The following is a 6131-nucleotide window of genomic DNA, read 5'->3' on the forward strand; positions in this document are numbered from 1 at the left end:
GCCTGCCAGCCGTGGCGCGCTGATCAGCCCGGTCCATGCCGGAGAGCACGGCGACCAATGCCGCCAGCTACACCACGCCGCGGGACACGATCAAAGAGTTCACCAGACGTTTCTCGAAGCTGGTCCGAGGGCATCTGGCAATACGATAAATGCGGTGGCCGCGCCGACGATAGGCGCTCCCCGCCACGCCAAGCGCGCTGCCGAGGCGCGGTGACTCCGCCGTTCGGGTTGAAATGCACGGTGATCTTTTGGCATATTAATGCGATCAGCGTACCCGGGTATAGATAAAATGCCGTAAACTTCGCTGAAGCGTTGGTTTTTGTCTACTATATAATCAATCCGTTATGATGCTAGTATATCATTCTGCGTTATATAATCCCGATGTTTATCGCTTCGATAGCGGCAACAGTTCTGTTAGACACATTCAGTTTTCTCAGCACATTTTTTATATGGAAATTGACGGTATTATCAGATATTTTCAAAATTCTTCCGATCTCCCACGACGATTTTCCTCGCGCCACCCACGAAATGCACTCCTTTTCTCTTGGAGAAAGAGCAGGCGTATCTGTGACGCCCGAATTCGTGAGCTCGGCGACCCTCAGATGGAAGTGCAAAGCGACAAGCTCTAGGTATGTGATCGTAGTATTATGGATCTCACGATCCAAAACCTGAGCAAAACTCACAATGGCAAAGCTGCCATTGGGGCGATGCAACGGCACGCTGATACCCGACCTTAAGCCAAACGTTGCTGCCTCGTCAAAAATACGTCGTTCAGCTTCAGTGGTGCTTTTGTCTTCGTATACTTCGCTCCAGCGAAATGCTCCTGCCCGCTTTCGAATAGTTTTAACGATAGGATCTATCTTGTTGTAACCCATCTGTACACAGCGCTCTTGCCATTTATCAGGATAGGTCAGCATGACAGCAGGATCGCGACGAACTGGCTTCAAACATCTTTGGTCGGGAGTAAGAGAGCCATATGCGATCCAGGGACAATCAAAACCCTGAGCAAAAGCACATACCAACTCGAACAACTTCTCTGGTTGAGCAACACCATCAGCCCGGTCGAGAAATCGGCCGAACTCGGCAGCAAATGCCATCTTGTCTGCTGTCTGCAATTTCGTCGATGAGTTCAAAGAAAACTGATCGGGAGCTGCGATTGCCCGGCTTCTAAGTTGAGAAACTGCAGTCATCGGTGGGCTTTCCATAGTCATTGCTATGCGACCCCTCGCGCCCTGTCTTCACTGATGCACAAGAGCTGCCCGGGTTTAACGCGCCGCCCTCGGCGGACGGCACCCCAAAGCTCTACCCCATCCCCGCGTCGAATAACGTTATTTTGTGTTAAATTTCAGATTCGCCAAATTTTCTAGGACGTAGTGACGATTTAACTATCTGACCATATTGCGATGGCGGCGAGTTAGACGAAGCCCATTAAGTTCGGCAGCAGCTTGTCGTAGCGGGTTGCGACACGGCGGAAGTGCTCGAGCTGTTGAAGAAGCGTTCGATGAGGTTGGGCTCCTTGTAGAGGTGGGCGTCGTAAATGACGCTGGACTTTGCGGTTGCGCTTGGGCGGAATGACGATCTCGGCCCCCTTCTGGGCGATCTTTTCGTGCAGATGGTCGCCGTCATAGCCCTTGTCGGCGATCGTGGCGCCAGCCTCGAAGCCATCGACAAGATCGAGCAAAGGCGATGTCGTTGCGCTGTCCGGGGCTGGCGATCAGGCGTCAAAGCCAGCGCATCGATCTGCTGGAGATGCTTGAAGACGGCAACGGGCGGGCCTCCACCATCGTAACAAGCCAAGTGCCCGTCGATCAGTGGCACGAAGTCATCGGCGACGATCCCACCCTTGCCGACGCCATCCTCGACCGCCTCGTTCACAATGCTCATCGCATCAACATGACCGGCGAAAGCTTGCGGAAAATAGCTGGCAAGCAAGCGCGCTTGACGCCGACTAGAAACCAGTGAACTCATAGCAAACCGTCGGTCAGGCTTCTGCTGCCCACGATCGCGTGAAAATCACTGCCCACGATCAGCGAAATGCGCACTTGTTCCGCAATTCGCCGCGAGGCCGATCCCGACTACGTTCGAAAGTGACTAGGCCGTCACCACTACCATTGACACGATGTGCCTCATATGAGGGGGGGCGGATGCCCAAGGCCTGGGTCGGTGGCGGTTAAGCACCAAGATCCATGCAGCCGGCGATGCGATCGGGCTACCGGTGCAGTGAGCACCGAGATCCCCCAGTCGTCCAATATCAGCAGCTCGACGCGAGCGAGAGACTTGAGCATGCGGGCATGGCGACCGTCGCCGCGAGCCAGCGCCATTGCCTCGAACAGCGCGGGACACGCTGGTAGGAGACGGGCCGCGAGATCGGGCGAGTTTCTCTGTTCCTCGAAGGCTTTGGCCATGCCGGCCAGGCCAAGGGGGATGAGGCGTTCATGGGTGTATGAGCATTTTCTCTCCTGATGATGAGGGTCAGTGGAAGTAGGAGCGGCCACGGATGTTGCCGTGGCGCAGGGGTTGGGGCTCGGGTTCCGGGTCCGCGAAGGCGCGGTCCAGCCAGACTTGAGGGGAGCGAATGGAGCCAACAGAGCGGGCCTGGATGGCGCTTCCACGCCGGCAGGCTGCTTCCAGACGGGCAGCGCCATAGGTTTTTGCAGGGCGAAGACGGAACCCTTGCTCGGGATGAGGCCGAGCCGTCATGATCGCCGTGGTCAAGGCTGCCGTTGACGGACCTATTTTTTCCGCTACGAAGTTGATCCGGGTCGGCGTCCAGGAGGCGTGCCGGCGATGAGCGCTGGGCATGTGATCGGCAAGCGTAGTGTGGTTGCGCCGGCCCGGGGACTTGGCGTGGCTGGCAACCCGTTCACCCTTGTAGAAAGCTTCCACAGTGCGATCGGCGATGCGGACATCGACGAGCTCGCGGATCAGGCGATAGGGAACCGAATACCAGTTGCCGTCGACTTCGACATGCGGGCGCCACCCGACAGCGTTTCCATAGGGCGAAGGCATAAGGCTCGGCCGGCAGAGGTCTCAGCGCCGGAGCGTCCACTGCGGCAAACAGTTCGGCTCGGCTCATGCCATAGGCCCGCATGATCCGTCCATTGAGATCGGCGACCAGCTCACCGATCGCCTGATTGAGTTCAACCAGGCTGAAGAAGCGGCGGTTGCGAAGGCGCGCCAGCACCCATCTCTGGGCAATTTGGACCGAAACTTCGACTTTTGCCTTATCGCGGGCCTTGTACGGCCGTGCTGGCAGGATTGTGGTGCCATCGTGCCGGGCCATATCCTGGTACGTACGGTTGAGGCCGGGATCATAGCGGTCGGGGTTGGTCACAGCCGCCTTGAGATTGTCGCAGACCGTGATGGTCGCCACTCCGCCGAAGGCGGCGAACATGCCGACATGGCAGCCGATCCAGTCGCCCAGCCCTTCGCTCGGCCGAGCCTCGCAGTAAACATAGCTGGAGGCTCCCAAGGCGCCGACGAACAACTTCATGGCCTGAGCTTCGCCCGTTATCGGGTCGACGATATCGATGGTGTCGCCGGCGTAGTCGACAAACACCTTCTCACCCGCGGCGTGGCGTTGGCGCATCGTTGGCAACACGCGCTGCTTCCAGGCCTCGTAGCTCGTGCAGAACATGGGGTAATCGCGGCGCGATCGTCCCAGCTCGATTTAAAAGATGATGGCTGGCGGAGGTGGTTGCCCCCGATAAGATGGAAAAACGGGCTCACGATTGGAACCGGGCCCAACATCAAACGGAGAGCAACCATGGACCAGTATATCGGGCTTGATGTTTCATTGAAAGACACGTCGATTTCGGTTGTCGGTAGCACACGATATGTCCGGTTTAGGTAGCACACGATCTGTCCGGTAAGTCTTGACCTTTTAAACGGGGTCAGGATGCGCCGGTCGGAAGCCAATCAAGGTGTGCGAATGATCAAGTTCCGAGACATATTGAGCCGCTATGAGGCTTTGGAGTTCAACCAGATGGAGGCTGCGCAGTTGCTGGGTCTGAGCGAGCGAACCTTCCGGCGCTGGTGCTGCCGGTATGAAGAGGCTGGGGAGGCCGGCTTGTTGGACCGGCGTCTTGGCAAGGCGTCTGGCAAACGGGTTCCGCTGGACCGGGAGTTTGAGGTCGAGACCCTCTACCGGACGCGCTACAGCGGGTTCACGGCCAAGCATTTCCACGAACTTCTGGTGCGCGATCATCGGTTCAGCTGGAGTTACACCTGGACGAAGGCGTTCCTGCATTCGAAAGGCCTTTTGACCAAGGCATCCAGGCGTGGAGCACACCGGCGCAAGCGGCCGCGCCGACCCTTGCCGGGGATGATGCTGCATCAGGATGGCTCGCGCCACATCTGGCTCGGCGGCCAACCGGCGCTCGACCTCATCGTCACGATGGACGATGCGACGAACACCATCTATTCGGGCTTTCTGACCGAGGAAGAAGGGACGGCTTCGACGTTTCGGGCTTTGGAGGAGGTGTTTGGCGGCCATGGTCTGGCGTTGAGCCTCTATACGGATCGAGGCAGCCACTATTTCCATACGCCGCAGGCTGGTGGAAAAATCGACCGGACAAACCTGACACAGGTCGGTCGCGCGTTGGCTCACCTTGGCGTCGAGCATATCGCGGCCTATTCGCCGCAGGCACGCGGTCGTTCGGAGCGGGTTTTCCAAACCTTGCAAGACCGGCTGACGAAAGAGCTGGCGTTGGCCGGGATCGCCACCATAGAGGAGGCCAACAGCTTTCTGCGCGACGTTTATATTCCGGCCCACAACAAGCGCTTCGCCGTCAAGCCCGAATAGGAAGGCTCAGCCTTCGTCGCCATTCCCGGCGTCGATCTGGGCGAGATCCTGTGCATTCAGGAGGAGCGCCAGGTCGGCAACGACAATTGCGTCTCGTTCAATCGGCTGAAGCTGCAAATTCCCGAAAGCCCGCTGCGGCCCCATTTCGTCAAGGCGACAGTCAAGGTGCGCCGCTATCAGGACGGCGCCTATGCAATCTTCCACGGGCCTCGCTGTCTGGGCCGCTACGACCACAATGGAATAGCCCTACAGACACAAAAAGCCGCTTGAACCCGCTCGGCGGCCAGCAGAACAAAACCAGAAGCAGCGGACAACTCGTGTGCTACCTAAACCGGACAACTTAATTCGCTATCGACAGACACGTCGATTTCGGTTCGAGAGGGCGGGAAACGGATCTGGCGGGGGAAGTGTCCTTCGGACCCAAAGCTTCTGGCGGAGCTTATCCGCAAGCACGCGCCGCACGCCATCGTGTTCGAGACGGGGCCGCTTTCTACGTGGTTCTATCATGCGCTAACGACCGAGGGGGCTCCGGCGATCTGTATAGAAGCGCGGCACGCACAGAAGGTGTTGAACGAGACACTCAACAAGACCGATGCCAATGATGCGGATGGTCTGGCTCAACTCGCTGAGGCCGGCTTTTAATCTCGCAGCTGCCGTCATTAACTCACGGTGAATCTCAATAAGCCTTTAGAAGACCAAGCTCGCAGACGCGATCCCGCTCGGCATTGTGGTCCATCCCGATGGTGACGCGATGCAAATCAACCGTCGTCCATCCGCGTGCGACTCAGCCTTGGCGCGTCCACACGAGGGGAACGCTGAGCGGCAAGACGCGGTCGCGGATCTTCGATCAGGGTGCTGTGAAGCGCCCTAACTGCGTCATCCGAGTGCAATTCGTCCACTATGAAGGTATATCTACGTTGCGCATGAGTTGATGTGCTCCCAGGACCTCTATGCAGGCATCCGCTAACGCTTGCGCAGCAATGGCCGCTAGGCTCTGGAGATTGGGAGCGCTTCCGATGGCTGAGACAATGCTCACCTTTCTTGTGGCAATGTTAGCCGTTGGAAAGTCTTCCTCCAGCGCCTTGACGACGGGGACGATTGCCTCGGGTGCCGCGGCGAGGTAATGCGTGATAGTATTTGCATTCGATGCCGTCATAATGACGCGGACGTCATGACTTTTTAACGTTTTGATAATGTCCGCATCATAGTCGTCCACACCCACCGTTTCCGGCTTCAAGAAATCTAGGTGTGAGCTTTCAGAGGGTTGTCCATTCGGACCGGACCGAGGAGACTGGAGTTACCAAGCTGCAGCACTCACCGGAGGGTC

Annotated in this window: 6 protein-coding genes and 5 pseudogenes; 5 read left to right on the forward strand and 6 right to left on the reverse strand. The window is 57.7% G+C overall.

Annotated elements, in window-relative coordinates; genetic code table 11:
- Positions 1-214, forward strand: a 214-nt coding sequence (locus NKJ06_RS33755; protein ID WP_352812238.1) for a hypothetical protein, incomplete at its 5' end; no start/stop codon positions are given.
- A gap of 154 nt (positions 215-368) precedes the next feature.
- Here NKJ06_RS33755 and NKJ06_RS33760 read toward each other — a convergent pair.
- On the reverse strand, positions 369-1190 hold the full coding sequence (locus tag NKJ06_RS33760; RefSeq protein ID WP_352812239.1) for an autoinducer binding domain-containing protein: 822 nt from the start codon (positions 1188-1190) through the stop codon (positions 369-371).
- Between the two features lie 224 nt (positions 1191-1414).
- Positions 1415-1721, reverse strand: a pseudogene (locus NKJ06_RS33765) (transposase); the annotation flags it as partial.
- Here NKJ06_RS33765 and NKJ06_RS33770 point away from each other — a divergent pair.
- Both NKJ06_RS33770 and NKJ06_RS33775 read left to right on the forward strand, forming a co-directional pair.
- A pseudogene (locus NKJ06_RS33770) lies at positions 1705-1962 on the forward strand (ATP-binding protein); the annotation flags it as partial. The pseudogenes NKJ06_RS33765 and NKJ06_RS33770 overlap by 17 nt on opposite strands.
- 172 nt (positions 1963-2134) lie before the next feature.
- Positions 2135-2221 (forward strand): annotated as a pseudogene (locus tag NKJ06_RS33775) (IS5/IS1182 family transposase); the annotation flags it as partial.
- 1 nt (position 2222) lies between these two features.
- Here the strand turns inward: NKJ06_RS33775 and NKJ06_RS35915 are convergent.
- The 3 genes and pseudogenes from NKJ06_RS35915 to istA form a co-directional block, all read right to left on the reverse strand.
- Positions 2223-2362: pseudogene (locus NKJ06_RS35915) on the reverse strand (ATP-binding protein); the annotation flags it as partial.
- Between the two features lie 110 nt (positions 2363-2472).
- Entirely contained in the window at positions 2473-2928 is a 456-nt protein-coding gene (locus NKJ06_RS35920) for a hypothetical protein (protein ID WP_502905669.1), read from the reverse strand.
- Positions 2864-3637 (reverse strand): IS21 family transposase, encoded by a 774-nt coding sequence (gene istA / locus NKJ06_RS33780; RefSeq protein ID WP_502905668.1) that lies wholly within the window; start codon positions 3635-3637, stop codon positions 2864-2866. Before istA ends, NKJ06_RS35920 begins: the two co-directional genes overlap by 65 nt.
- Before the next feature lie 294 nt (positions 3638-3931).
- On the opposite strand from istA, the gene NKJ06_RS33785 reads away from it, so the two are divergent.
- Positions 3932-4804: an ISNCY family transposase gene (locus NKJ06_RS33785; protein WP_352812241.1), complete on the forward strand. Its 873-nt coding sequence runs from the start codon at positions 3932-3934 to the stop codon at positions 4802-4804.
- Positions 4805-5170: 366 nt separating this feature from the next.
- Positions 5171-5443: pseudogene (locus NKJ06_RS33790) on the forward strand (IS110 family transposase); the annotation flags it as partial.
- 259 nt (positions 5444-5702) lie between these two features.
- Here NKJ06_RS33790 and NKJ06_RS33795 read toward each other — a convergent pair.
- Positions 5703-6020 carry a hypothetical protein gene (locus NKJ06_RS33795; protein WP_352812243.1) on the reverse strand — a complete coding sequence of 106 codons (318 nt, stop codon included), beginning with the start codon at positions 6018-6020 and terminating at the stop codon, positions 5703-5705.
- Between the last annotated feature and the right edge of the window lie 111 nt (positions 6021-6131).

Origin of the sequence: Mesorhizobium sp. M0293, assembly GCF_040321735.1 — a bacterium.
Taxonomy (GTDB): domain Bacteria; phylum Pseudomonadota; class Alphaproteobacteria; order Rhizobiales; family Rhizobiaceae; genus Mesorhizobium.

Coding starts and splice junctions, on each gene's coding strand:
- istA (WP_502905668.1), bottom strand. CDS start 3,637: ATGTTCTGCACGAGCTACGAGGCCTGGAAGCAGCGCGTGTTGCCAACG.
- NKJ06_RS33785 (WP_352812241.1), top strand. CDS start 3,932: ATGATCAAGTTCCGAGACATATTGAGCCGCTATGAGGCTTTGGAGTTC.
- NKJ06_RS33760 (WP_352812239.1), bottom strand. CDS start 1,190: ATGACTGCAGTTTCTCAACTTAGAAGCCGGGCAATCGCAGCTCCCGAT.